At 76.9% G+C, this 23903-nt stretch carries 21 protein-coding genes; 9 read left to right on the top strand and 12 right to left on the bottom strand.

Translation table 11 applies throughout. The features are described 5' to 3' along the window. The first annotated feature begins 22 nt into the window (after nt 1-22). Nucleotides 23-262 carry a mycoredoxin gene (locus PHY01_RS22445; protein ID WP_141281578.1) on the top strand — a complete coding sequence of 80 codons (240 nt, stop codon included), beginning with the start codon at nt 23-25 and terminating at the stop codon, nt 260-262. A gap of 72 nt (nt 263-334) precedes the next feature. Here PHY01_RS22445 and PHY01_RS22440 read toward each other — a convergent pair whose 3' ends face one another. The 7 genes from PHY01_RS22440 to PHY01_RS22410 all read right to left on the bottom strand — a co-directional run bounded on the left by PHY01_RS22440 (nt 335) and on the right by PHY01_RS22410 (nt 7837). Beyond that, nucleotides 335-1237 carry a type IV toxin-antitoxin system AbiEi family antitoxin gene (locus PHY01_RS22440; RefSeq protein ID WP_141281576.1) on the bottom strand — a complete coding sequence of 301 codons (903 nt, stop codon included), beginning with the start codon at nt 1235-1237 and terminating at the stop codon, nt 335-337. A gap of 152 nt (nt 1238-1389) precedes the next feature. Then, on the bottom strand, nt 1390-2376 hold the full coding sequence (gene nudC / locus PHY01_RS22435) for an NAD(+) diphosphatase (protein WP_141281574.1): 987 nt from the start codon (nt 2374-2376) through the stop codon (nt 1390-1392). Next, on the bottom strand, nt 2373-3746 hold the full coding sequence (locus PHY01_RS22430) for a M16 family metallopeptidase (RefSeq protein ID WP_141281572.1): 1374 nt from the start codon (nt 3744-3746) through the stop codon (nt 2373-2375). Before PHY01_RS22430 ends, nudC begins: the two co-directional genes overlap by 4 nt. After that, nucleotides 3743-5017, bottom strand: a complete 1275-nt coding sequence (locus PHY01_RS22425; RefSeq protein ID WP_141281571.1) for a M16 family metallopeptidase — start codon at nt 5015-5017, stop codon at nt 3743-3745. The genes PHY01_RS22430 and PHY01_RS22425 overlap by 4 nt, the downstream gene beginning before the upstream one ends. 10 nt (nt 5018-5027) lie before the next feature. Then, on the bottom strand, nt 5028-6293 hold the full coding sequence (locus tag PHY01_RS22420; RefSeq protein ID WP_170183932.1) for an aldehyde dehydrogenase family protein: 1266 nt from the start codon (nt 6291-6293) through the stop codon (nt 5028-5030). Nucleotides 6294-6419: 126 nt separating this feature from the next. Then, a complete protein-coding gene (locus tag PHY01_RS22415; protein WP_170183931.1) occupies nt 6420-7109 on the bottom strand; it encodes a class F sortase in 690 nt (229 codons plus the stop codon). A gap of 20 nt (nt 7110-7129) precedes the next feature. Beyond that, nucleotides 7130-7837 (bottom strand): DUF4142 domain-containing protein, encoded by a 708-nt coding sequence (locus PHY01_RS22410; RefSeq protein ID WP_170183930.1) that lies wholly within the window; start codon nt 7835-7837, stop codon nt 7130-7132. Nucleotides 7838-7997: 160 nt separating this feature from the next. Here PHY01_RS22410 and PHY01_RS22405 point away from each other — a divergent pair, with 160 nt between their 5' ends. After that, entirely contained in the window at nt 7998-9371 is a 1374-nt protein-coding gene (locus PHY01_RS22405) for an MFS transporter (protein WP_141281565.1), read from the top strand. Between the two features lie 29 nt (nt 9372-9400). On the opposite strand, the gene PHY01_RS22400 is transcribed toward PHY01_RS22405, so the two are convergent. Further along, a complete protein-coding gene (locus tag PHY01_RS22400) occupies nt 9401-10234 on the bottom strand; it encodes an exodeoxyribonuclease III (RefSeq protein ID WP_141281563.1) in 834 nt (277 codons plus the stop codon). A 55-nt stretch (nt 10235-10289) separates the two neighbouring features. On the opposite strand from PHY01_RS22400, the gene xylA reads away from it, so the two are divergent. The 3 genes from xylA to PHY01_RS22385 are packed head-to-tail and all read left to right on the top strand — an operon-like array spanning nt 10290 to nt 13962. After that, nucleotides 10290-11474, top strand: a complete 1185-nt coding sequence (gene xylA / locus PHY01_RS22395) for a xylose isomerase (RefSeq protein WP_141281561.1) — start codon at nt 10290-10292, stop codon at nt 11472-11474. Further along, nucleotides 11471-12862: a xylulokinase gene (locus tag PHY01_RS22390; protein WP_141281559.1), complete on the top strand. Its 1392-nt coding sequence runs from the start codon at nt 11471-11473 to the stop codon at nt 12860-12862. Before xylA ends, PHY01_RS22390 begins: the two co-directional genes overlap by 4 nt. Before the next feature lie 2 nt (nt 12863-12864). After that, nucleotides 12865-13962 (top strand): ROK family transcriptional regulator, encoded by a 1098-nt coding sequence (locus PHY01_RS22385; protein ID WP_218030285.1) that lies wholly within the window; start codon nt 12865-12867, stop codon nt 13960-13962. Here the strand turns inward: PHY01_RS22385 and PHY01_RS22380 are convergent. After that, entirely contained in the window at nt 13959-14636 is a 678-nt protein-coding gene (locus PHY01_RS22380) for a hypothetical protein (protein ID WP_141281557.1), read from the bottom strand. The two genes, PHY01_RS22385 and PHY01_RS22380, sit on opposite strands and share 4 nt — an antisense overlap. A gap of 112 nt (nt 14637-14748) precedes the next feature. Here PHY01_RS22380 and PHY01_RS22375 point away from each other — a divergent pair, with 112 nt between their 5' ends. Together PHY01_RS22375 and PHY01_RS22370 are read left to right on the top strand one after the other, a co-directional pair. Continuing rightward, entirely contained in the window at nt 14749-15411 is a 663-nt protein-coding gene (locus PHY01_RS22375; RefSeq protein ID WP_141281555.1) for a response regulator transcription factor, read from the top strand. Then, entirely contained in the window at nt 15408-16721 is a 1314-nt protein-coding gene (locus tag PHY01_RS22370; RefSeq protein WP_141281553.1) for a HAMP domain-containing sensor histidine kinase, read from the top strand. The genes PHY01_RS22375 and PHY01_RS22370 overlap by 4 nt, the downstream gene beginning before the upstream one ends. Here the strand turns inward: PHY01_RS22370 and PHY01_RS22365 are convergent. After that, entirely contained in the window at nt 16682-17686 is a 1005-nt protein-coding gene (locus PHY01_RS22365; protein ID WP_141281619.1) for a potassium channel family protein, read from the bottom strand. The two genes, PHY01_RS22370 and PHY01_RS22365, sit on opposite strands and share 40 nt — an antisense overlap. Nucleotides 17687-17788: 102 nt before the next feature. Between PHY01_RS22365 and PHY01_RS22360 the strand changes: the two genes are divergently transcribed. Further along, entirely contained in the window at nt 17789-18175 is a 387-nt protein-coding gene (locus PHY01_RS22360) for a DoxX family protein (protein ID WP_246086080.1), read from the top strand. Here PHY01_RS22360 and PHY01_RS22355 read toward each other — a convergent pair. Beyond that, nucleotides 18157-19902: a hypothetical protein gene (locus tag PHY01_RS22355; protein ID WP_141281549.1), complete on the bottom strand. Its 1746-nt coding sequence runs from the start codon at nt 19900-19902 to the stop codon at nt 18157-18159. The genes PHY01_RS22360 and PHY01_RS22355 overlap by 19 nt on opposite strands. Nucleotides 19903-19954: 52 nt before the next feature. Between PHY01_RS22355 and PHY01_RS22350 the strand changes: the two genes are divergently transcribed. After that, entirely contained in the window at nt 19955-20479 is a 525-nt protein-coding gene (locus PHY01_RS22350; RefSeq protein WP_141281547.1) for a DUF1697 domain-containing protein, read from the top strand. On the opposite strand, the gene PHY01_RS22345 is transcribed toward PHY01_RS22350, so the two are convergent. Next, on the bottom strand, nt 20454-23903 hold the full coding sequence (locus tag PHY01_RS22345) for an ATP-dependent helicase (protein ID WP_141281545.1): 3450 nt from the start codon (nt 23901-23903) through the stop codon (nt 20454-20456). The genes PHY01_RS22350 and PHY01_RS22345 overlap by 26 nt on opposite strands.

Here is a 23903-nt window from a genome sequence, read left to right as displayed (position 1 = left end):
CCACCGCACGGTTGAGGGGGACATGTCCCAGGTGACGATGTACTCGACCACGTGGTGCGGCTACTGCCGGCGCCTCAAGCTGCAGCTCGACCAGGCCGGCATCGCCTACGAGGAGATCGACATCGAGCGCGACCCCGACGCGGCGAAGTTCGTCGAGGGCGTCAACGGCGGCAACCAGACGGTCCCCGTCATCCGCTTCCCGGACGACACGACGGCCACGAACCCCACCCTGACCCAGGTGCAGCAGAAGCTCGCCGCCTGAGGATGCACACCCACCGGTCGCCGTGCACACGTCATCACGTGTGCACGGCGACCGTGCGGTGTGCACGGTGGATCAGCACGGGCGGTACCGATCGCGCAGGCGCTGTGCGACCGGCGCGAACCGGTCGAGATCGACCCACCCCCAGCGGACCATCCCGAGGTCCTCGGCCCGGAGCTCGTCCTCCCGGCACTTCTCCTCGTACAGCACCTCCACCGGGTCCCGGCCGGGCCGCAGCTCACGCCCGTACTTGACGCGGCCGTCGAACTCGCCGACGGTGCGCAGCTCGGGCCAGCCGAAATCGACCCGGCCGACGAACAGCCCCGACGTCGTGCGCACCTCCCACTGCAGCACCGGCACCGGCAGCCCGGCCCGCGCGATCACCACCCGGCTGCGCGACTCCCCCGGGCTGGCGCTGCGCGCGTCCGCGAAGGCCAGTGCCCGTCGGGCCGCCGGCATCCCGGGCAGGCGGGATCGGCGGGCCGAGGCCAGGTCGAGCGCGGCACGGTTCGTCAGGTGTCGGTGCAGCGCCGAGTCCGCCGCGACGACCGCCTGTTCGAACGGCACGGTCCGGGCGAGGTCGACGAGCGTGCGTTCCACCGACGTGACCCGGAGGCCGTCGACCATGACCACCTCGTCGGCGTCGAGGGCGGCGCAGTGCACGTGCACGCGGCGGCCGCGGCGGGCACCGGAGCTGCGCCTGCTCCTCGTCACGTGCACGTGGTCGAGCGGGACCGCCCACAGCGCGACGCCGTGCACGACGGCCGCGGACGCGTGGCTGACGACCGCGTGGCCGGAGAGCTGCTCGCAGGCGGCGCGCACCTGCAGCAGGTGCCGGGCGATCAGGTCGGGCGGGGCGCCACCGAACACGTAGGCACCCGGTCGGACCGGGCAGAGCTCCCCCGTGCGCAGCATCCGGCGCAGCTCGCGCTCGGAGTATCCCTCGGCGAGGAGCCGGCCCCGCGTCCGCAGATCCATCGGGCCAGCCTGGCCGGGCGATCCGCCCCCGGCCAGCCCCCGACCCCGCGCCTGTGGATAACCCCGGACCCTGCACACCGCGGTGTCGCCGTGCACACGCCGGGACATGTGCACGGCGACCGTGCGGTGTGCACGGTGCCGCGGGGTGTGGACTACTGGGCGGCCCAGGACTCGATCATGCTGCGGGCGATGCTGACCTTGCCGGGCAGCAGGAACTCCGCCTCCGTCGTCGCCGCCCAGTCGCCCTCGCCCAGTGCCACCCGGACGTCGGCCCTGGTGGCCCAGAACGCCTCGGCGATCTCGCCGTCGGCGGGGACGAGGGGGACGTCGGGGTCGGCGACGGCGTGGAAGCCGACCATCAGGCTCCGCGGGAACGGCCACGACTGGCTGCCCAGGTACCGGATGTCGCGGACGGTGGCGCCGACCTCCTCGTGGATCTCGCGGAGCACGCACGCCTCCAGCGACTCCCCCGCCTCGACGAACCCGGCGAGCACCGAGTAGCGCCGCTGCGGCCACACCGGCTGGCGGGCGAGCAGCACGCGCGCGTCGGGCCCGCTGCCGCCGTCGTGCACCAGGCAGATGACGGCGGGATCGGTGCGCGGGTACTCCTCGTGCGCCGCCGCCTCGCAGTGCCGGTGCCAGCCGGCGTTGCCGGGGTGCATCGGGGAGCCGTCGCGGGAGCAGAAGCCGGCGGAGTCGTGCCAGTTCAGCGCGGCGACGGCGGTGGTGAACAGGCCGGCGCCCAGTGCGTCGAGGACGGCGCCGGTCATCCGCAGGTCGGCCCACTCGGCGGGGTCGTCGCCCGCGGCCAGGTCGGGTTTGCCCCGCACCGCCCAGTACGCGACGCCGTCGCGCTCGCCCAGCAGCACCGCGCCGGGCGGCGGGGCGTCGCCGGTGGTGGGGCGGGTCCGGAGCCGGGCGCCGCCGCCGACGTCCCAGCTCCCGGCGTCGCCGACGAGGAAGCCGGCGTCCGGCTCGTCGTCCCAGACGACCGGGGTGCGCCCCTCGGCGTCGACGACGACGAGCTGCGCCGACGGCCACCCCGCCACCTGGCGTGCGGTGTCGGTGCGCAGCGGCTCGTCGCGCAGGACGGCCGAGCGGGACAGGACCGGCGGGCCGATCAGCTCGAAGCCGGTCACCCGGCGATCCCGCCCAGCGCCCGGACCCCCGGGCCGATGACGTCGGCGTCGCCGACGACCACCCCGGTGAACCCGGACGGCGCGAAGAACCGCAGCGCCGCGGCGGCCACCTCGTCGACGGTGACGGCGTGCAGGCGGGCGGGGTGCTCGCGCACCCAGTCGAGGCCGAGCCCGACCGCGGACAGGCCGGCGATCGTGGACGCCAGGCCGCCCTGGTTGTCCAGCGAGATCAGCAGCGAGCCGACGGCGTAGCTGCGGGCGGCCTCGATCTCGGCGGCCGTGGGCGGCACCGCGGACAGCCGCCCCAGCTCGTAGCGGGTCTCCAGCAGCGCCGCGGCGGTGACGTCGCTGGCCACGTCGGTGTCGACGCCCAGCACCGCGCCGCCGGGGATGAACTCGGGCCCGGAGTGCGCGCCGTAGGTGTAGCCCTTGTCCTCGCGGACGTTCTCCATCCAGCGCGAGGAGAAGTAGCCGCCGAACACGAGGTTGGCCAGCTGCAGCGCGGCGTAGGCGGGGTCGTCGCGCGGCACCGCGGGCCCGGACAGCCGCAGCTGCGACTGGACCGAGCCCGGCCGGTGCACCAGCACGAGGTCGCCGGGGGCCGGGTACGGCGGGGCGGCCAGCTCCAGGGCGGTCGCGGGCGAGGTCCAGCCGCCGAGCGCCCGCTCGACGGCCGCGGTCGCGGCAGCCGGGTCGACGTCGCCGACCAGGGTGAGCGTGGAGCCGCGCGGCACCAGCGACGCGGCGTGCGTGGCGCGGACCTGCTCGGCCGTCACCGCGGTGACGGCCTCGGCCGTCGGCATCTCGGCGGTGATCGGGTGGTCGCCGAAGCGCACCCGCTGCAGCGCCTCGCGGGCGATGGTCCGCGGCTGGGCGCGGGCCACCGCGATGCGCTCGACGAGCCGCTCGCGCTCCCTGGCGACCTCGTGGTCGGGGTGGGTGGCGCCGGTGAGCAGGTCGGCGAGGACGGACAGGATCACCGGCAGGCCCTCGGCCAGCCCGGACCCGTGCACGAGCAGCCGCTCCGGGTCGACGCTCGCGCCGAGGTCGGCCCCGACGGTCGCGAGCTCGTCGTCGATGCCGACGCGGTCGCGGGTGGCGGTGCCCGTCAGCAGGGTCTCCGAGAGCAGCTCGGCGATCGCCGGGTGTCCCGAACCGGGGGCCGGGTCGGCGAAGGGCACCCGCAGGCGCAGCTCCACCATCGGCACCGACGCGCGGCGCGCGACGAGCACGCGCAGCCCGTTGGGCAGCGTCGTGTCGGCGACGTCGGGCAGCGGCACCTCGCGGGTGACGCCGAGCTCCGGCAGCGGGCGCGGGCCGGCCGGGGTGCGACCGATCTCCTCCGCGCTGCGGTGGGTGGCGGTCGTCATGCGTTCTCTCCCTTGCCCGGCTCCACCAGCAGCACGCCGCGACCCGCACCGCGCAGCGACGCCGCGGCGGCGCTCACGGCGGCGGGGGTGACGGCGGCGAGGCGCCCGGGCAGCTCGTCGGTGATCTCGGCACGGCCGTAGAGCAGCTCGCGCGCCCCCAGGCCGAGCATGCGGTACATGACGCGGTCGTTCTCCTGGTGCGCCCCGGCCGACCAGCGCGCGACCTGGCGGGACAGCTCGTCGGCCCCCGGGCCCTGCGCGGCCAGCTTGTCGAGCTCCTCGTCGACGGCGGTGATCACCCGGTCGGGGTCGACGGCGCCCGGGTGCACGGCGGTGACCGTGAAGGTGTCGGGGTCGCGGGCGTCGAGGGAGCCCATCAGGCCCGCCGCGGCGGAGATGTCGGTGACCAGCCCGTCGGCGTGCACCAGCCGGCGCTGCAGGCGGGCGGCCTCGCCCTCGCCCAGCACGGAGGCCAGCAGCATGTGGGCGAGGTAGCCGTCGAGGTCGGTGGCCGGGTCGGGCAGCCGGAAGCCCATGGCCAGCGCGGGCAGCGGGGCGTGGGCGTCGGGGACGGACCGCCGCCGCTCGGCACCGGGTACCGGCTCGGCGAAGCTGGGGCGCACGGGCGTGGGCCGGGCCGGGATGTCGCCGAAGTGCTTCTCCACCAGCCGCAGCGTCTCGTCGACGTCGAGGAAGCCCGCGACGGTGACCTGCGCGTTGGACGGCGCGTAGTAGGTGTCGAAGAACGCCGCGGCGTCGTCGAGGGAGGCCTGCTCCAGCTCGGAGAAGTCGCCGTAGCCGTTGTGCGCGTTGGGGAAGGTGTCGTAGAGGACCGGCGGCAGCAGGATCCAGGGGAACCCGCCGTAGGGCCGGTTGAGCACGTTGAGGCGGATCTCCTCCTTCACCACGTCGACCTGGTTGCGCAGGTTCTCCTCGGTCAGCTTCGGCGCGCGCAGCCGGTCGGCCTCCAGGAACAGCGCCCGCTCCAGCGCCGCGGCGGGCAGCACCTCGAAGTAGTCGGTGTAGTCCTGGTGGGTCGAGCCGTTGAACACCCCGCCCGAGCCCTGGACGTGCCGGAAGTGCGCCAGCTTCTCCAGGCTCTCGCTGCCCTGGAACATCAGGTGCTCGAACAGGTGCGCGAACCCCGTCCGACCCTCGGGCTCGGAGCGGAACCCGACGTCGACGTGTACCGCGACGCCGACGACGGGGGTGGCGGGATCGGGGACGAGCAGGACCCTGAGCCCGTTGGCGAGGGTCGTTCGATGCAGCACGGGCCCGAATCTAGTCGTGGGGCGGCAACACCACGAACTGACGCAGGGACAGGTCGACGTAGGTGACCGGGCCGCGGGGCCCGGGGGTGTGGTCGACGTTGATGCCGGTCTCGGGCAGGCCGAGCAGCTTGTAGCCGTCGAGCAGGCGCGTGGTGGTGTTCCAGAAGACCCCGGTGCCGGTGTAGGCGTCGATGAACCGCTCGGCGGCGTCGGCGTCGGTGGCGCAGACGCAGGCGGCCAGCCCGGAGGTCTCGCGGACCGCGGTGAGCGCGGCGTCGACCGGGCCGTCGACGGTCGCGACCGTCACGTGGGCCTCGGCACCGGCGTCGAGCGCCCACTCGTGGCCGAGCGGGTGGTCGTGCGGGGCGAGGCTGGGGGTGATCCCGCGGTCGGCGAGCGCCTCCTCGGCGACCGGCCAGAGGCGGTCGTGCGCGTCGGCGTCGATGAGCAGGAGGTTGAGGCGGTTGCAGACGCCGAGCCGGTCGGTCGACTCGGTGACCAGCCGCGCCACGTCGTCCTCGTCGGCGGAGGCGTGCAGGTAGAGCACGCCGCCGCCGTCGGCGTGGGCGAGCACGCGGGTGCCCGCGGCGGCCCCCAGCGCGGACAGCCGGCGGGTGACCTCCCCGCTGCCGCGGACCACCACGAGCGGCACCAGATCGGGAAGGCCGACGAGCGCGTCGGCACCCGCGTGGCCGGGGACCGGGACGAGCTGCACGGCGTCGGCGGGCACGCCGTGCTGTTCCAGCGCCGGGGCGAGGACCAGCTCGACCAGCGCCGTCGCCGACCCCAGCGCCGCGGCCCCGGTCCGCAGCACCGCGGCGCTGCGGGCCTTGAGCACCTGCGAGGCGACGTCGACGGTGACGTTGGGCCGGGCCTCGAACACCGCCCCGATGACGCCGACGGGCACGCGCCGCTCGAACACCCGCTCCCCGGTGGGCAGCGTCCGGACCTCGCGCTGCAGCGGGGGCTCCGGAGTGGCGGCGAGGACGTCGAGCTGGGTGGCCATGTCGGCGAGGCGCTCGGGGGTGAGCCGCAGCCGGTCGAGCAGGCCCGGGGCCATGCCGTTCTGCTCGGCCGCGGTGACGTCGACGTGATTGGCCTCCAGCAGCAGCGGCGACTTCTCCCGCAGCAGCGTGGCAGCGGTGCGCAGCGCGGCGTCGACGGCCGGGCCCCCGGCGGCCCGCACCCCCGGCGCGGCGGCCGCGGCGCGGAGGGCGGCCTCGCGGACGACGGCGGACTCGGGGGCTTCGGTGCGGGAGTCGAGGCTGCTGCTCACGGCGCCCAGATTGCCACGTCCCCCGCGCACCCGTCCGGTCGCGCCCGCCGGCCCGGGGTTCGCGCGCGTTCCCGGGTCTCGCGCGTCCCCGGGGGCGTGCGAGACCCGGTTCGGCGCGCGAACCGGTCAGGCCGGGACGGCGTGCACCACGACGTTGTCCTCGTAGCGGCCCGCGGCCTCGTCGAAGGCGCCGCCGCAGGTGATGAGGACCAGGCCCGGCGGGCCGTCGGCGGTGAACAGGTCCGGCGGGAGGTCGGCCTTGCGGTACTCGCGCCGCACCGTGACGACGTGGCGCAGCTCCCGGCCGTCGGCGCCGCGGACGACGACCTCCTCGCCCGGGGCGACCTCGCGCAGCACCGCGAGCGCGCCGATCCCCGCCTCGGCGGTGTCGACGTGCCCGGCCAGCACCGCGGGGCCCGACGCGCCGCCCGCCAGCGGCCCGGGGGCCCACCAGCCGACCGTCGAGGGCGGGTCCGGGATCACCATCGTCCCGTCCGGGGCGGTGCCGACGGGCACGACCGGCGCGCGCACCCCGCGCCCGGGCAGCGCCAGCTCGACGGGGACGAGCGCGGTCGCCGAGGGCCGGGCCGCCGACGCCGGGGCCGCTGATCCGGGGGCCGGGGCTGCGGGAGCCGGGGCTGCGACCGGCCGGCCGCCGGAGCCCGGCCACCCGCCGGCCGCGTCGGATCCACCGGTCGAGGCGGTGGCGACAGGCGTGCCCGGGACGGGTCCGAACCCGGCCGGGCCGGGGCCGGTGAGCAGCAACGCCCCACCGGCCACCAGGCACGCCACCCCGGCGCCGGCGACCAGCCGCACCGGCCACCGGCCTGCGGGTGTCAGGAGACCTGACGGCGGCGCCAGGCCGCCGCGCCGCCGACCAGGGCGACCCCGCCACCGAGCAGGGCGACCGCGAGCAGCGGGGTGTCCTGCGCGGCCTGGCCGCCGCTGCCCGCGTCGACCGCGGTGGGCGCGTCGGCCCCGGCCGCGGTGGAGGCGCCCGCCAGGGTCGCGGCGAGCGCGTCGAGGCGGTCGAGGGCCTGCTGCGCGGCCTCGCGGGCCTCCGGCGAGGCGTCCGGGGAGGCCAGGACGGCCTCGGCGGCGCTGCGGGCCTGGGCCAGAGCCTCACCCGCGGCGCTGAGCCAGGCCTGGTCGAACGGCTCGCCGGTGCGGGCCCCGAGATCGGCGAGCTGGGCCTGCTGCTCGGGGGTGAGGGCGTCGGTGACGGCCACCCCCTGCTCCTCGGCGAGCGTGCGGAGCTGCGCGGTGAGGGCCTCGGCGTCGGTGGAGAGCTGGCCGCCCAGCCCGCGGACCTGGTCGCCGGCTCCCTGGTCCTGGCCCAGGCCGCCGAGCGCGGCGAGACCGGTCGCGGCGGTCAGCGCCGAGCCCAGCGCGGCGCCCTGCGCGCCGGCGTCGCTCGTACCGGCGGCGGCCGACGGGGCGGGGGCGTCGCCGGCGGGCGGGGCCGCGGGGGCGGAGCAGGCGGTGACGGTGACGAGCGCGAGCGCGGCGAGCGTGCTCGCGGCGGTCAGGGAACGGTTCTGCACGGGACGGACCTCCGGGGAGCGGACGGGGAGACCCCCCGGAGGCTGGCCGGGTCCCGCCGGGCGCGCAGGGCCGGGCGGCCATGATCCACCGATCAGGTGAGGAGCCCGCCGCCGGAACCGCATTGACCTCGACCCGGGTTCAGGGAGCACGATCGCCTCCATGACCGCACCCACCGCCGTCCGCTCGGAGCTGTTCGGCCCGGCCCGCCGCGCGACCACGGTCGGGATCGTGCTGCTCATCAGCCTCGTGGCGTTCGAGGCGATGGGGGTGGGCACGACGATGCCCGCGCTGGTGGCCGACCTCGGCGGGCTGGCCCTCTACGCCTGGCCGTTCGTCGCGTTCCTCGCCGCCAACGTGCTCGGCACCGTGCTGGGCGGGCGGTGGTGCGACCGTGCCGGGCCGCGTCCCCCGCTGCTCGCCGGGCCGCTGCTGTTCGGCGCCGGGCTCGTCGTGGCGGGGACGGCGGGCACCATGGCGCAGCTGCTGGCCGGGCGCGTGCTGCAGGGGCTGGGGGCCGGCGCGCTGGCGGTGTCGGTGTTCGTGCTGATCGCCGTGGTGTACCCGGAGCCGCTGCGGCCCGCGGTGTTCGGGCTGATCTCCGCGGCGTGGGTGCTGCCCGCGCTGCTGGGGCCGCCGGTCTCGGGGTTCGTCACCGAGACGGTGTCGTGGCACTGGGTGTTCCTCGGGCTGGTGCCGCTGGTGTTCGTCGCGACGGCGCTGGTGGTGCCGGCCGTGCGCCCGCTCGGCCCGCCCGCGGCACCGGCGCCCGGCCGCCGCGGCACCGCGGCGGCCGCCCTGGGGGCCGCGGTAGGGGTGTCGGCGCTGAGCTGGGCCGCCCAGAACCTGTCCGCCCAGGACCCTTCCGCGCAGAACCCGGGGTCCGTCGCGGCCGGGGTCGCCGTCGCCGCGGTCCTGGTGCTGGTGCCGTCGCTGCGGGTGCTGCTGCCGCGGGGGGTGTTCCGGGCGGGCCGGGGGGTGCCGACCGTCATCGCCTCCCGGGGTCTGCTCGCGGGCACCTTCTTCGGCGTCAACTCCTACCTGCCGCTGGTGCTCACCGACACCCACGGCTGGACGCTCACCGCGGCCGGGATCCCGCTGGTGCTGGGCGCGCTGGGCTGGTCGGGCGCGGCGGCCTGGCAGGGCCGGCGCCCGGACGTCCCCCGGGCCCGGCTGCTGCGCACGGGCTTCGTGCTGCTCGCCGTCGGGGTGGGCGGGATCGGGCTGGTCGTCCCCGAGTGGGGGGTGGCCTGGCTCGCGGTGCCGTTCTGGATCGTCGCCGGGGCCGGGATGGGGCTGGGCTTCTCGTCGGTGTCCTATCTGCTGCTCAGCGGGTCGCCCGCCGGGCAGGTCGGGTTCCACACCTCCGCCGCGCAGATCACCGACGGCCTCATGGTCGCCACGACCGTCGGCGCGGGCGGGGCACTGCTGGCGCTGCTCGGTACCCCGGCCGCGGCGCTCCCGGTGCTGATGGCCGCGCTCGCCGGGCTCGCCGTCGCCGGTGCGGTGGTGGCGGGACGGGCGGCGGTCGAGTAGGGGCCGGCCGGGGCGCCGACGGCGGCGGGTCAGCGGCGCCGGGGCGCCGACGGCGGCGGGACGACCGGGCCGATGTCGCCGTCCGGGGCGGTGTCCAGGTCGACGATCACGGGCGCGTGGTCGCTGGGGCCCTTGCCCTTGCGGGCGTGGCGGTCGACCCAGGCGGCCCGCACGCGCCCCGCCGGGTCGGCCCCGGCGAGCACCAGGTCGATGCGCATGCCGAGGTCCTGGTGGAAGCGCCCGGCGCGGTAGTCCCAGTAGCTGAAGACGCGCTCGGTGGGCCAGCGGTCGCGGACGACGTCGGACAGGCCCAGGTCGCGCAGCGTCGCCAGCGCACCGCGCTCGGCCGGCGTCACGTGGGTGGAGTCGACGAACTGGGCCGGGTCCCACACGTCGTCGTCGGTGGGGGCGATGTTGACGTCACCGGCGATCACCGTGTGGCCCGGATCGTCCACCGACGCGGCGAGCGCGGCCAGCCATTCCAGCTTGTAGGCGTAGTGCGGGTCGTCGGGGGTGCGGCCGTTGGGCACGTAGACCGACGTGACACGCAGCCCGCCGCAGGTGGCGGTGACGGCGCGGGCCTCGACGGCGTCCTGGAAGGAGGGCGCTGCGGGCAGCGCGCGCCGGACGTCCTCCAGGCCGACGCGCGACAGCAGCGCCACGCCGTTCCAGCGCCCCTCCCCCACGTGCGCGACCTCGTAGCCGCGCTCCTTGAGCGGGGCGTCGAAGGCCTCGGCGAACGCCTCGTCGGACAGCTTCGTCTCCTGCAGGCAGACGACGTCGGGGGCGCGCTCGTCGAGCCAGGGCAGCAGCCGGGGCAGCCGGACGAGGGCGGAGTTCACGTTCCACGTAGCCAGACGCACGCCGGGCACGCTACCGTGGACGAGTTTGTACGATGATCGAACAAAGGGTTTCCCGATGGTGCAGCCGACTCGTGACGACCACTTCAGTTTCGGGCTCTGGACCGTCGGCTGGCCCGCCGCCGACCCGTTCGGCACCGCCACGCGGCCCTGGCTCGACCCCGTCGAGTCGGTGCACCGGCTCTCCGACCTCGGCGCGTGGGGCGTCACGTTCCACGACGACGACCTGATCCCGTTCGGGTCGTCGCCCGACGAGCGCGCGCGCATCGTCGCCCGCTTCCGCGCCGCGCTCGACGAGACCGGGCTGGTGGTCCCGATGATGACCACCAACACCTTCACCCACCCCGTGTTCAAGGACGGGGCGTTCACCAGCAACGACCGGGGCGTGCGCCGGTTCGCGCTGCGCAAGATCCTGCGCAACCTCGACCTGGCGGCGGAGCTGGGCGCGTCGACCTACGTGTTCTGGGGCGGCCGGGAGGGCGCCGAGGTCGACTCCGGCAAGGACATCCGGGCCGCGCTCGACCGCTACCGCGAGGGCATCGACACCCTCGCGGCGTACGTCAAGGAGCAGGGCTACGGCATCCGCTTCGCGATCGAGCCCAAGCCCAACGAGCCGCGCGGCGACATCCTGCTGCCCACGGTCGGGCACGCGCTGGCGTTCATCGCCGAGCTGGAGCACGGTGACATCGTGGGCGTGAACCCCGAGGTCGGGCACGAGCAGATGGCCGGGCTCAACTACTCGGCGGGCATCGCGCAGGCGCTGTGGGCGGGCAAGCTGTTCCACCTCGACCTCAACGGCCAGCGCGGCATCAAGTACGACCAGGACCTGATCTTCGGCCACGGCGACCTGATCAACGCGTTCTCCCTCGTCGACCTCATCGAGCACGGCGGGGTGGGCGGGGCTCCGGCCTACGACGGCCCGCGGCACTTCGACTACAAGCCGCTGCGCACCGAGGACGTCGCCGGCGTCTGGGACTCCGCTGCGGCCAACATGCGCACCTACCTGCTGCTGCGCGAGCGGGCCGCCGCCTTCCGCGCCGATCCCGAGGTGCAGCAGGCGCTGGCCACGGCCGGCGTCGCGGAGCTCTCGACGCCCACGCTGAACGCGGGCGAGACGCTGGCCGACCTGGCCGCCGACCGTTCCGCGTTCGAGGACTTCGACGTCGACAAGGCCGGCGAGCGGGGCTACGGCTTCGGCAGGCTCGGCCAGCTGGCGGTGGAGCACCTGATGGGGGCGCGGTGAGCCTCGTCGCCGGCGTCGACTCCTCGACGCAGTCGTGCACCGTCGTGATCCGTGACGCCGACACGGGTGCGCCGGTGCGCCACGGGCGGGCGCCGCACCCGTCGGGCACCGAGGTCCACCCCGACGCCTGGTGGGCGGCGTTGCAGGAGGCGCTCGACCGGGCCGGCGGGCTCGACGGCGTCGAGGCGGTCGCCGTCGCCGGGCAGCAGCACGGGATGGTGTGCCTGTCGGGGTCCGGTGAGGTCGTCCGCCCCGCCCTGCTGTGGAACGACACCCGCTCGGCCGCCGCCGCCGACGACCTGGTCGCCGAGCTGGGCGCGCAGGCGTGGGCCGACGCGACCGGCAGCGTGCCCGTCGCCTCGATCACCGCCAGCAAGCTGCGCTGGCTGGCCACGCACGAGCCCGACCACGCCGCGGCCACCGCGGCGGTGTGCCTGCCGCACGACTGGCTGACCTGGCGGCTGCGCGGCACCGGCGCGCTCGACGACCTGGTCACCGACCGCTCCGACGCCTCCGGCACCGGCTACTGGGGATCCGACGGCTACCGCCTCGACCTGCTGGAACGCGCCTTCGGCCGCTCCGACGTCCGGCTGCCGCGGGTGCTGGGTCCCGGCGAGGCCGCGGGCCGCACCCCCGACGGCGTGCTGCTCGGGCCGGGCGCGGGCGACAACGCCGGTGCCGCGCTGGGGCTGGGGGCGCGCACCGGTGACGTCGTGGTGTCGCTGGGCACCTCGGGGGTGGTGTCGGCGGTCAGCCCCACCCCCACGGCGGACGCCACCGGGATCGTCGCCGGGTTCGCCTCCGCCACCGGCGAGCACCTGCCGCTGGTGTGCACGCTCAACGCGGCGCGGGTGCTCGACGCCGCGGGTGCGCTGCTGGGCGTCGACCACGCCGCGCTGGCGCGCCTCGCGCTGTCCGCGCCCGCCGGGTCCGGCGGGCTCGTGCTGGTGCCCTACCTGGAGGGCGAGCGCACCCCCAACCGGCCCGACTCCACCGGCGCCCTGCACGGGGTCACGCTCGGCACCGCCACCCCGGCGCACCTCGCGCGCGCCTCGGTCGAGGGGCTGCTGTGCGGGCTCGCCGACGCCCTCGACGCCCTGGTCGAGGCCGGCGTGCCGGTGCGGCGGGTGTTCCTGGTCGGGGGCGGCGCCCGCTCCGACGCGGTGGCCGGCATCGCGCCCGCGGTGTTCGGGCGGCCGGTGCTGCGGCCCACGCCGGGCGAGTACGTCGCCGACGGCGCGGCCCGGCAGGCCGCCTGGGTGCTGACCGGGACGCTGCCGGAGTGGGACGCGGCGCAGGTCGAGTCGTTCGACGCCGACCCGACCCCCGAGGTCCGGGCGCGCTACGCGCGGGCCCGCGACCTCACCGTCGCGCGGGTCGGGGCCTGAGCGTGCGCGAGTCCGGTGCCCGCGCCGCGGGCGGCGACGTCCGGCGGCACAACCTCGCGCTGGTCCTCGGGGAGGTCGTCGACGCCGAGCCGGTCTCGCGGGCGACCATCGCCGCCCGCACCGGGCTGACCCGCGGCACCGTGTCCTCACTGGTCGAGGAGCTGCTCGGCGCCGGGCTGCTCGACGAGCTCGCGGCCGCCCGGGGCGGCCCCGGGCGGCCGGCGAACCCGTTGCAGCTCAACCGGTCCGGGCCCGCGGGCCTGGGGATCGAGATCGAGGTCGACCACGTCGCGGCCTGCGTCGTCGACCTCACCGGCGCGGTGCGGGCCACCGCCCGGGCCGCCTCGGACCACCGTGACGCCCCGCCGGGCGTCGCGCTGGCCCGGGCGACCGAGCTCGCCCGCGCGGTCCGCGCCGAGGCCGGGCTGGACGTCGCCGGGGTGGCGGTGGCGGTGCCCGGCGTCGTCGGCACCGACGGGATCGTGGTGCGGGCGCCCAACCTGCCGCGCTGGTCGGGTGCCGACGTCGGCCCGCTGCTGGACGGCCTGCCGGTGACCACGGCCAACGAGGCCGACCTCGCCGCGCTCGCCGAGCTGTGGTTCGCCGACGGCCCGCCCGACGCCCTCTACGTCTCCGGCGGGGTCGGGGTGGGCGCGGGGATCGTGCTGGGCGGGCGCCTGTTCCGCGGGGCGGGCGGACGCGCGGGCGAGCTGGGGCACGTCGTCGTCGACCCAGACGGGCCGAACTGCCGCTGCGGCGGGCACGGCTGCCTGGAGCAGGTCGCGGGCCGCGACGCGCTGCTGCGCGCGGGCCGCACCACCGATCTCGACGCCCTGCCCGCGCACGTCCTCGACGCCGCCGCGCGCGCCCTGGGCGTGGCGCTGGCCGGCGCGGTCAACCTGCTCGACGTGCCGGTCGTCGTCCTCGGCGGGATCTACCCCCGGCTCGGCGAGGCGCTGCGCGCGGCGGTGCACGACCGGCTCTGCGAGCGGGTCGTGCACCGGTCCGACGTGCAGGTGCGCCTGTCGGCGCTGGGCCCCGGCGGGGCGCTGCGGGCCGCCGCGGCGACGGTGGTGCGGCAGCGGCTGCTGCGGCCCTAGGAGGCCCGGGGCAGGACCCGGACCCCGTCGGCGACCAGCGTCGTCCCGTCGGCGAACGTGCCGGTCAGCACCACCACGTCGCCGACGGCGGGCTGCTGCCCGAGCGCGGCGACGTCGACGTCGACGGTCCGCCCGTCGACGGCCACGACGGTCGCGGCGGTGCCGGTCAGCGCGGTGACGGTCCCCGCGACCCGGGCCTGCGGCGCGAGGATCCCGACGGCGGTGGCCGCGTCACCGGTGCCCTCGACGCGGACCACCACGCGCTCCCCCGGGGCCAGGTCGCCGAGCGCGGCGTTGCCCCCGCCCCGGACCCGGGTGTCGTCGTCGGTGCGCAGGGTGCGCGGCGCGCCGCCGTCCGGGGTGACGACGATCGAGCCCGGCGCCGTCGACACGACCGACCCGACGAGGACGGGGTCGTCCCCCGGCCACCCGCCCCCGCGCGGGCCCCGCGGACGGTCACCACCGGGTCCGAGCTCGTCGAACTCGCCGAACCCACCGGTGAGGCCGATCCCGGGCGGCCCGCCGCGCCGGTCGCCGTCGCGGCCCGGGCCGCCGCCGGGCAGCACGAGCGCGGCGACGACCGCGGCCACGACCAGCACCGCCAGCACGACGGCGCCGATCACGAGGGTGCGCCCGCGCGGGCGGCGGCGGGTGGGGGTCTCGGGAGTGGTCATCGGGGCTCCTCGGGTCGTCGGTCGGACCGAGCCTGCGCGGCGGACCTGACCGGAACCTGAAGGCGGCGGCTCCTTCAGCCGATCTTCAGCGTCGGGCGGGCAGGATGGCGGCGTGGGAGCGCGGGTGCTGGTCGTCGAGGACGCCGAGGCGATCCGCACGGCCGTGCTCACCGGGCTCACCGGGGCGGGTTTCCACGCCGCGGGCCGCGCCGACGGCGCCGCGCTGGAACGCGACCTGGAGGCCTTCCGCCCCGACCTGGTCGTCCTCGACGTCATGCTCCCCGGCCGCGACGGGTTCGCGCTGCTGGAGGTCGTGCGCCGGCACAGCGACGCCGGGGTGCTGATGCTCACCGCCCGCGACGCCGTCGACGACCGGCTGCGCGGCCTGCACGGCGGCGCCGACGACTACGTGGTGAAGCCGTTCGCGCTGGCCGAGCTGCTCGCACGGGTGACCGCGGTGCTGCGGCGGATGGGGCGCACGCCGTCGACGGTGGAGGTGGGCGACCTGCTCGTCGACGCCGCGGCCGGGGCCGTCAGCCGCGCCGGGGTGCCGATCGAGCTGACGGCCACCGAGCTGCGGCTGCTGGACTACCTCGCGGCCCAGCGCGGGCGCGTCGTCGGCAAGGGGCAGATCCTCACCCGGGTCTGGGGCTACACCGAGTACGACCCGAACCTCGTCGAGGTGCACGTCTCCGCGCTGCGCCGCAAGCTCGGCGAGCCGCGGCTGCTGCACACCGTGCGCGGCCTGGGCTACGTGCTGCGGGCGGAGCCGTGAGCGGCTGGTCGCTGCGGGCGCGGGTCACGGCGTCGAGCCTGCTGGTGCTGGCCGCGGTGCTGCTCGTCCTCGGCGTGCTCACCGACGTCGTGTTCGCCGCGCAGAGCCGCGCCGAGCTGCGCGACCAGCTGTCCGTGCGGGCCGCGCTCGCCGGCGAGCTGGTGACCCGCGGCGTAGACACCGCGGAGATCGCGCGGCGGGTCGAGGCGCCGGGGATCCGGGCGGTGCTCGTCGCCGCCGACGGCGAGGTCTTCGGCGACCGGCGCGGGCGGCCCGGGCGCGGGCCCGACGACCGGGTGCTGCGGCTGCCGCTGGCCGACGGCTCGCAGCTCACCCTGGTGGCCGTCGACGACGGGGTCACCGCCGCGCAGCAGCGCCTGCGCCGCACCCTGTTCCTGCTCAGCGCGGGCGCGCTCGCCGTCGCCGGGATCGTGACGCTGGTGACGACCCGCGTCGCGCTCGCCCCGCTCGACGGCATGACCGCCCTCGCCCGTTCCATCACCCGCGGCGACCGCGGCCGTCGCCTGGCCCCCGACCGCACCGACACCGAGCTGGGCCGCACCGCCGCCGCCTTCGACGACATGCTCGACGCGCTGGAGGGTGCCGAGCGCCAGGCGCGGGACTCCGAGGCCCGCACGCGCCGGTTCGTCGCCGACGCCGCGCACGAGCTGCGCACCCCGCTGGCCGGGGTGCAGGCGGTGGCCGAGGCGGCCGTCGCCCCCGGGCTCGACGCCGAGGAGCGCGATCGCCTGCACCTGCTGCTGCTGCGCGAGAGCCACCGCGCCGGGCGCCTGGTCGACGACCTGCTCGCGATGGCCCGGATCGACGCCGGCATCGAGCTGCGGCCCGAGCCCGTCGACCTGCTGGCGCTGGCCCGCACCGAGGTCGACCGGGTCCGGCTGCGGGCGCCGGGGCGCGACATCGAGGTGAGCGGGACGCCGGTCACGGTGCACGCCGACCCCGCCCGCCTGGCCCAGGTGCTGGCCAACCTGCTCGACAACGCGCAGCGCCACGGGGCGGTCGAGGTGCGGGTCGGGCCCGGCCCGCTGGTCCGGGTGGCCGACGACGGACCCGGCGTCGCGCCCGCCGACCGCGAGCGGATCTTCGACCGGCTGGTGCGCCTGGACGAGTCCCGCACCGCCCACGACGGCGGCGCCGGTCTGGGCCTGGCCATCGCCCGCGGCATCGCCCGGGCGAGCGGCGGCGACCTGCGGTGCGTCGAGCCCCCGCCCGGAGGCGGCGCGGTGTTCGAGCTGACGCTGCCCGCGGATCAGTCCTCGTCGTCGGGCGGGGTGGCCTTGCGGACGTAGAGCAGGCGGTCGCCGCGTTCCAGCGAGTCGACCTTGGGGGAGTCGACGCGGAACAGGTCGTCGCCGCGCACCACGGCCAGCACGATGTCACCCAGGTGCCGCGGCGAGCCGCCCACCTCGGACTCCTCGACCTCGCGCTCGCTGATGGCGAAGCCCGCGTCCGGCGTCAGCAGGTCCTCGACGACCTCGACGACGTTCGGGTTCGTGGTGGCCGCACCGAGCAGCCGGCCCGCCGTCTCCGCGGAGACCACGACGGAGTTGGCGCCGGACTGCCGCAGCAGGTGCACGTTCTCCGACTCCCGCACCGCCGCCACGATCCGGATGGACGGGGCGAGCTCGCGCGCGGTCAGCGTGACCAGGACGGCGGTGTCGTCGCGGTTGGTCGCCACGATGATCGCCGACGCGTGCGCCACGCCCGCGATGCGCAGCACGCTCGAGCGCGTGGCGTTGCCGGTGACGGTGACCAGCCCGAGCGCCGACGCGGCGTCGAGCTGGGCCCGGTCGGTGTCGACGACGACGATCTCGTCGGCCGACTTGTCGTCGCCGAGCAGCGTCTCCACCGCGGCGCGCCCCTTGGTGCCGTACCCGACGACGATGGTGTGGTCGCGCAACCTGGACCTCCAGCGCTCGATCCGGAAGGACTGCCGGGAGCGTTCGGTGAGCAGCTCGACGGTGGTCCCGACGAACGTGATGAGGAAGATCAGCCGCAGCGGGGTGACCGCGATCGTGGTCCACAGCCGGGCCGCGTCGGTGACCGGGACGATGTCGCCGTACCCGGTGGTGGAGACCGAGACCGTGGCGTAGTAGAAGGCGTCGGCCAGGCTGATCGGGTCGCCGTCGGAGTTGTTGTCGAGGTACCCGTCGCGCCCGAAGTAGACGATCAGCGCGGTGGCGGTCAGCGCGCCGAGGGCGATCAGCAGCCTGCGCAGCAGCGACACCAGCGGCGTCACCGTGGAATCGGGCATGCGCACCGGCCCGACAAGTGACGGGTCGGCGACCGGCCTGCGGCGCCCCTCGCTCCTCACGCGCGGAGGGTAGCCCGAGCCACCCGTGCGACGATCAGCGGTGTGACCTCGCGTGCCGCACTCGTCCTCGCCGGATTCCTCGCCGCCGCCGGGGTCACCCACTTCGTCGCCCCCGCGTTCTTCGACGCGATGGTGCCCGAGCAGCTCCCCGGCCCGGCCCGGTTCTGGACCTACGCCTCGGGGGTCGCGGAGCTGGGGGTGGCCGCGGCCGTCGCGGTGCCGCGGACCCGCCGCCTGGGCGGGCTCGCCGCGGCGGTGCTGTTCGTCGCGGTGTTCCCGGCCAACGTCAAGATGGCGATCGACTGGTCGGACCGGTCCGCCGCCGAGCAGGCCGTCGCCTACGGGCGCCTGCCGCTGCAGATCCTGCTCGTGATGTGGGCCCTGCGGGTGCGCCGCGACGCCGCGCCTGCTCAGCCCGCCAGGTCGTAGACGACGTCGCGGCCCACCTCGCGGCGGGTGATGCCCAGCCCGGCCGTCGGCCCGGTGAGCGCCCCCGCGTAGTCGGTGCCCGCGACCTCCTCGCGCAGCACCACCACGCTGCGCACCCCGATCCGGCGTAGCGCCTCGACAGCGGCGGCGTCGGGGAAGGTGCGCATCGCCTCGCGCAGCTCCGCCTGCCGGGGCGGGAACTGGCCGCTGCCGCCGTTGACCATCGCCGGGAAGGTGTCGGTACCCCAGAGCTGGATGCGGTTGTCGACGAGCACGTCGGTGGGCAGCACCATCAGCGGGGCGGGGGCCGAGGCCAGGGCGGGCGGCGCGGGCGGCACGACCGGGTGCCCGAGCAGCGGCAGGCCCTCCACCAGGACGGCCGCGGTCAGCGGTGCGAGCAGCAGCACCGCGACCGGCCGGCGTTCCCCGGCGAGCCGTTCCTGCAGCGCGGTCACCGCCCCGGCGGCCAGCACGGCGAGCAGCAGCGAGGTCCACAGCACGAGCCGGCCGGGGGTGCGGATGCCGTCGAAGCCGGGGGCGAGGTCGTAGAGCACCCGGTACAGCGGCCCCTCGGTGCCCAGCGCGAGCAGCGCGCTCACCAGCACTCCGACGCCCAGCAGCGCCCGCGCCCGCGCCGGCCACACGGAGCGGAACAGGCCGACCGCGGCCAGCCCGATCAGCACGTACCCGCACAGCAGCGCCTTCTCGTTCACCGCCGAGCCCAGCGCGTCGCGGGCCGGGCCGTGCCACGAGCGCCACACCAGCGACTCGGCCGGGGCGACGAGCAGCCCGCGCAGCGGCGTCGAGAACACCCCGACGTACTCCCAGGACCGCACGCTGTCCGGGAACGCGGCCCGCACCTGCGTGTAGGGGTACACCAGCGCGGCGACCACGGCGAGCGCGGCGGCCGCACCGAGGGCGTCGGCCCGCCACAGCGCCGCGGGCACCGGGGCGCCGCCCGCGACGGCGCGGCGCACCAACAGCACCAGCACCCCGACCCCCAGCACGTAGCCGAAGGGCAGCCCCAGCCCGAAGCCCAGCGACACCTGCCAGGCGACGACCAGCCACCCGGCCACCGCCCAGCCCGGCCGGACCAGCTCCGGCCGGTACCCCCGGCGCAGCGACCACCCGTGCCCCCGGGCGAGCATCGCCAGCGCCAGCGGGATGCCGCCGGTGGACAGCACGTTGAGGTGGCCGGTGTGGCCGTAGCGCCACGGGGCGTAGGCGAACGCGGCCGCGGCCACCACCGCGGCGACCCGCGCGGCGCCGAGCTGGCGGACCAGCGCGTAGAGGCCGACGAACGCGAGCGCGAACGCCAGCACGAACAGCACGTTGTAGCGCAGCACCGCGGCCGCAGGCCCGCTGCCGACCAGACCGGCGGGCGCGTAGCCCAGCAGGCTGTCGGAGAACGCCAGCGCGTACCGCTCCGGGAAGAAGGCGTTGGTGTGCCACAGGTTCCCCGGGTCGGCGAGCAGCGCGTGCCCGGTCCAGGCGACCTGCCAGGCCTGCAGCGTCGGGTCGCCCAGGTCGCCCGCGATCGTCGTCACCGGGTTCGCGACGCCGTCCCAGCGCTCCCCCGCGGTGAGCAGCCACAGCGCGACCGGCGGGGCGATCCAGGTCATCACGACGGCGAGCGCGACGCCCCCGGCGCAGGCCAGCACGTACTCGTGGCGCAGCAGCCGGACCCACGGGTCGACGCGGGGCGCGGCGTGCGGCCCGCTGGTCACCGCCCCGATTCTGCCGGACACCGGGGCGCGGCCCGGTCCTAGGGTGGCCCGCATGACCCGGTTCGCCGTCCTGCTGCGCGGGATCAACGTCGGCACCGCGAAGCGGCTCGCGATGGCCGACCTGCGGGAGCTGCTCGCCGGGCTCGGCTTCACCGCTGTCCGCACCCACCTCAACAGCGGCAACGCCACCGTCACCGGCCCCGACGGCGAGCACGCCCCGCGCATCGAGGCGGCGCTGCGGGAGCGCTTCGGGTTCGAGGTGCGCACCATCGTGCTGACGGCGGGCGAGCTGCGCGCGATCGTCGACGGCAACCCGTTCGCCGAGGTGGCGACGAACGGGTCGCGGATGATGGCGCACGTGCTGTCGGCGACGCCGGACCCCGCGCTGCTCGCCGCGCACGACGTCGTCGCCCTCGATCCGGAACGGGCCGCGCTCGGGCCGCGGGTGCTCTACCAGTGGTGCCCGGACGGCCTGCTCGCCGCGCCGCCGCTGGCCGCGTTCGCCGAGAAGCACCTGGGCGTCACGGTGACCGCCCGGAACTGGAACACCGTCACGAAGCTGGACTCCCTGCTGTAGGCACCGCTTCCAGCAGCGCGCGCAGGCCGTCGGCGTCGAGCAGGTCGGCCGGGCGGAGCGTGACGTCGGCGCGCACGTAGTGGAACGCGGCCCGGACCTCCTCCGGCGCGCACCCGGCCAGCGCCGCCCACGCCAGCCGGTAGGCCGCGAGCTGCACCGACAGCGCCGGCAGCCGGGCGTCGTCGGGGAGGCTGCCGGTCTTCCAGTCGACGACGGTGTAGCCGCCGCCGGGGTCGGCGAACACCGCGTCCATCCGGCCACGCACGCCCACCCCGGCGACGACGGTCTCGAACGGCACCTCCACCTCCAGCGGCCGCCGATCCGCCCACTCGCTCGCCAGGAAGGCCTCCTGCAGCTCGACGAGGGAGTCGTCGGGGCCCGCGCCCTCGTCGGCGGCGCCGGGCAGCTCGTCGAGGTCGAGCAGCTGGGCCGCGCCGAAGCGCTGCTCCAGCCAGGCGTGGAAGGCGGTGCCGCGGCGGGTGTGCGGGTTCGGGGGCAGGGGCAGCGGGCGCCGCAGCCGGGCGGCCAGCATCGCCGGGTCGGCCGCGAGCTCCACGAGCTGGCTGACCGTCAGCTGCGCCGGGAGCGCCACGGTCGGCCGGGCACGGGCGGCGGCCCGCTCGGCCAGCAGCACCTCCACGTCCGCGGCCCAGCCCTCGGGGTCGTCCGGGTCGACCCCGTCACCGTCGACCCCGTCACCGTCGACCCCGTCACCGTCGGGTCCGGGGTCGTCGGGGCCGGGGTCGTCGGGGTGGCGGTCCGCGGGGCCCGCCCGGCGGGCGGCCGCGTCGGCGACCGGCGCCGGGGAAGCCGGGGCGGGGGCGGCCGGGGGGTCGAGCAGTTCGAGCTGGGAGCCCGGGTCGGCCGCGGCCGCCCGGGCGTCGCGGGCGGCGGCGAGGTCCGCGAGCGCCGCGCGGACCCGACCGGCGCCGGCGTGCACGTCGGCGGAACGGTCGCCGAGGGGGTCCAGCGGCCACGGCACCCCCGGCCCGTCGACGACCGCGGGGTTGGCCGCACCGTCCTCGGGCGGGTGGGCCCACTGCTCGACCGCGTCGGGGACGGCCCGGGCGATCTGCTCCAGGAACTCCGACGGCTCGCGCGGCCGGTCGCCCGCCGCGGGCCAGCGGTGCCCGGACACCAGCAGCACCCGTTCGCTGCGGGTGAGCGCGACGTAGAACAGGCGCCGTTCCTCGGTGAGCCGCCGCTCGTCGAGCGCCTCGGAGTGGGCCTTCACCGCGTTCTCGACCTGCTTGCGGTCGCCGTCGCCCGGCAGGTCGAGGCCGGGGAGGTCGATCGCGTCACCGCGCAGCGCCACCGGCAGCTCGGAGGGGTCGGTGAGCCAGGTGCCGCCGATCTTGCGGCCGGGGAACACCTGCGAGACCAGGTGCGGCACGGCCACCACCTGCCACTCCAGGCCCTTCGCGGCGTGCACGGTGAGCACCTGGACGCGGTCGTGGGCGACCTCGACGTCGCCCGGTGTCAGCCCGTCCTCGGCCTGCTCGGCGGTGTCGAGGTAGTCGAGCAGGGCGGGCAGCGTGGCGACCTCGGCGCCGGAGGCGAACTCGGCGACGACGTCGGCGAAGGCGTCGAGGTGGGTGCGCCCGACCGGGCCCGGGCGGGCCGCGGACTCGGCGTCGAGCAGCAGCAGGCGCTCCGCGTCGGCGACGAGGTCGGTGAGCGGCGCCGCGGCGCGGGCACGCAGCCACCCCAGCTCGCGTCCCAGGCGGACGATCCGGTCGTGGCCCGCCGGGGTGTAGCGCGCCGGGTCGCCCGGGTCGTCGAGGGCGTCGACGAGCCCGGCCTGCTCGGCCTGCTCGGCGGGGAGCGCGCCGACCGCGAGCTCGGCGGCGCTGCGCGGGCCGGGCCGCGGGGGCGGGCCCGGCACCAGCTCGCGCGCGCGGGCCCACAGCGCCGCGAGGTCGGCGACACCCAGGCGCCAGCGGGCCCCGGTGAGCAGCCGCACCGCCGACGGCCCGGCCAGCGGGTCGGCCACCAGCTTCAGGGCGCTGACCAGGTCGCGCACCTCCGGGGTGTCGAGCAGCCCGCCCAGCCCGACGACCTCCACCGGCAGCCCGCGGGCGCGCAGCGCGTCGGCGACGGCGTCCATGTCGGCGCGGCGGCGGACGAGCACCGCGGAGCTGGGCGTGCGGTCGCCGGTCCACTGCTCGGCGATCGCGTCGGCCAGCCACCCCACCTCGGTGGCGACGTCGGGCAGCAGCGCCACCCGCACGTCGCCGCGCACCTCGGTGGATCCGGCCCGCAGCTCCCCGACGCCGACGGCCCCGGGTGCGGTCCGCAGCGGCTGGGAGACCGCGTTGGCCAGCGCCAGCACCTCGGCGGGGTTGCGGAAGCTGGTGAGCAGGCCGAATTCGTCGGCCGGCTCGTCGGGGCCCGCGGGGAAGTCGGTGCGGAACCGCACGAGGTTGCCCGCGCTCGCCCCGCGCCACCCGTAGATCGACTGGCACGGGTCGCCGACCGCGGTGACCGACGGTCCGCCGGCGCGCACCGGCTCCCCGGGCGCGGTGCCGAACAGCGCGCGCAGCAGCACGCGCTGGGCGTGGCCGGTGTCCTGGTACTCGTCGAGCAGCACCGCGCGGTAGGTGGCGCGCTCGGTCTCTCCGACCTCGGGATGGCTCTGCGCGACCCGGGCGGCGATGGCGAGCTGGTCGGCGAAGTCGACGGCCCGCTCCGCCCGCTTGCGCGCCGCGAACGCCTCCACCAGGGGCAACAGCTCCAGGCGCATCCGCTGGGCGTCGATCCAGCGCTTGTAGGTCTGCGACGGCTCGGCCCGCTGCCCCTTCCCCCGCGGCGCCGACGACAGGATCTCCACCAGCCGCTCCGCGTGCCGGCGGACCGCGTCGGTGTCGACGAGGTGCTCGCCCAGCTCCCCGGCCAGGGCGAGCAGGTAGCCGGTGACGGTGGCGGGCACGCGATCGATGTCGAGGTCCTCGGCCCAGGTTCTGACGACCCGGTGCGCGAGCTGCCAGGCCGCCGTCTGGCTGAGCAGCCGCGCGGCGGGCTCGGCGGGCAGCCGCAGCGCGTGCTCGCCGACCAGGCGCCCGGCGTAGGCGTGGTAGGTGGACACGGTCGGCTCGCCGGCCAGCACGGCCGCCCGGCGCTCCCCGCTGGGGTCGACCTCGTCGAGCAGGCGGGAGCCCGCGAGCCGGCGCAGCCGCGAGCGCACCCGCGCCCCGAGCTGCTGGGCGGCCTTGCGGGTGAAGGTGAGGCCCAGTACCTGCTCGGGCAGCACCTCCCCGGTGGCGACGAGCCAGACCACCCGCGCCGCCATCGTCTCGGTCTTGCCCGCCCCCGCCCCGGCGACGACGAGCGCCGGGCGCGCGGGGGCGGAGATCACGGCGGCCTGCTCGTCGGTCGGCGGGTCGACGCCGAGGGCGGTGGCCAGGGTGCGGGGGGTGAGCAGCAC

The organism is Pseudonocardia hydrocarbonoxydans (genome assembly GCF_006539565.1).
Lineage (GTDB): Bacteria > Actinomycetota > Actinomycetes > Mycobacteriales > Pseudonocardiaceae > Pseudonocardia > Pseudonocardia hydrocarbonoxydans.
Note: the sequence above shows the minus strand (reverse complement) of the source record. Positions and strands in the feature narration are given on the sequence as shown.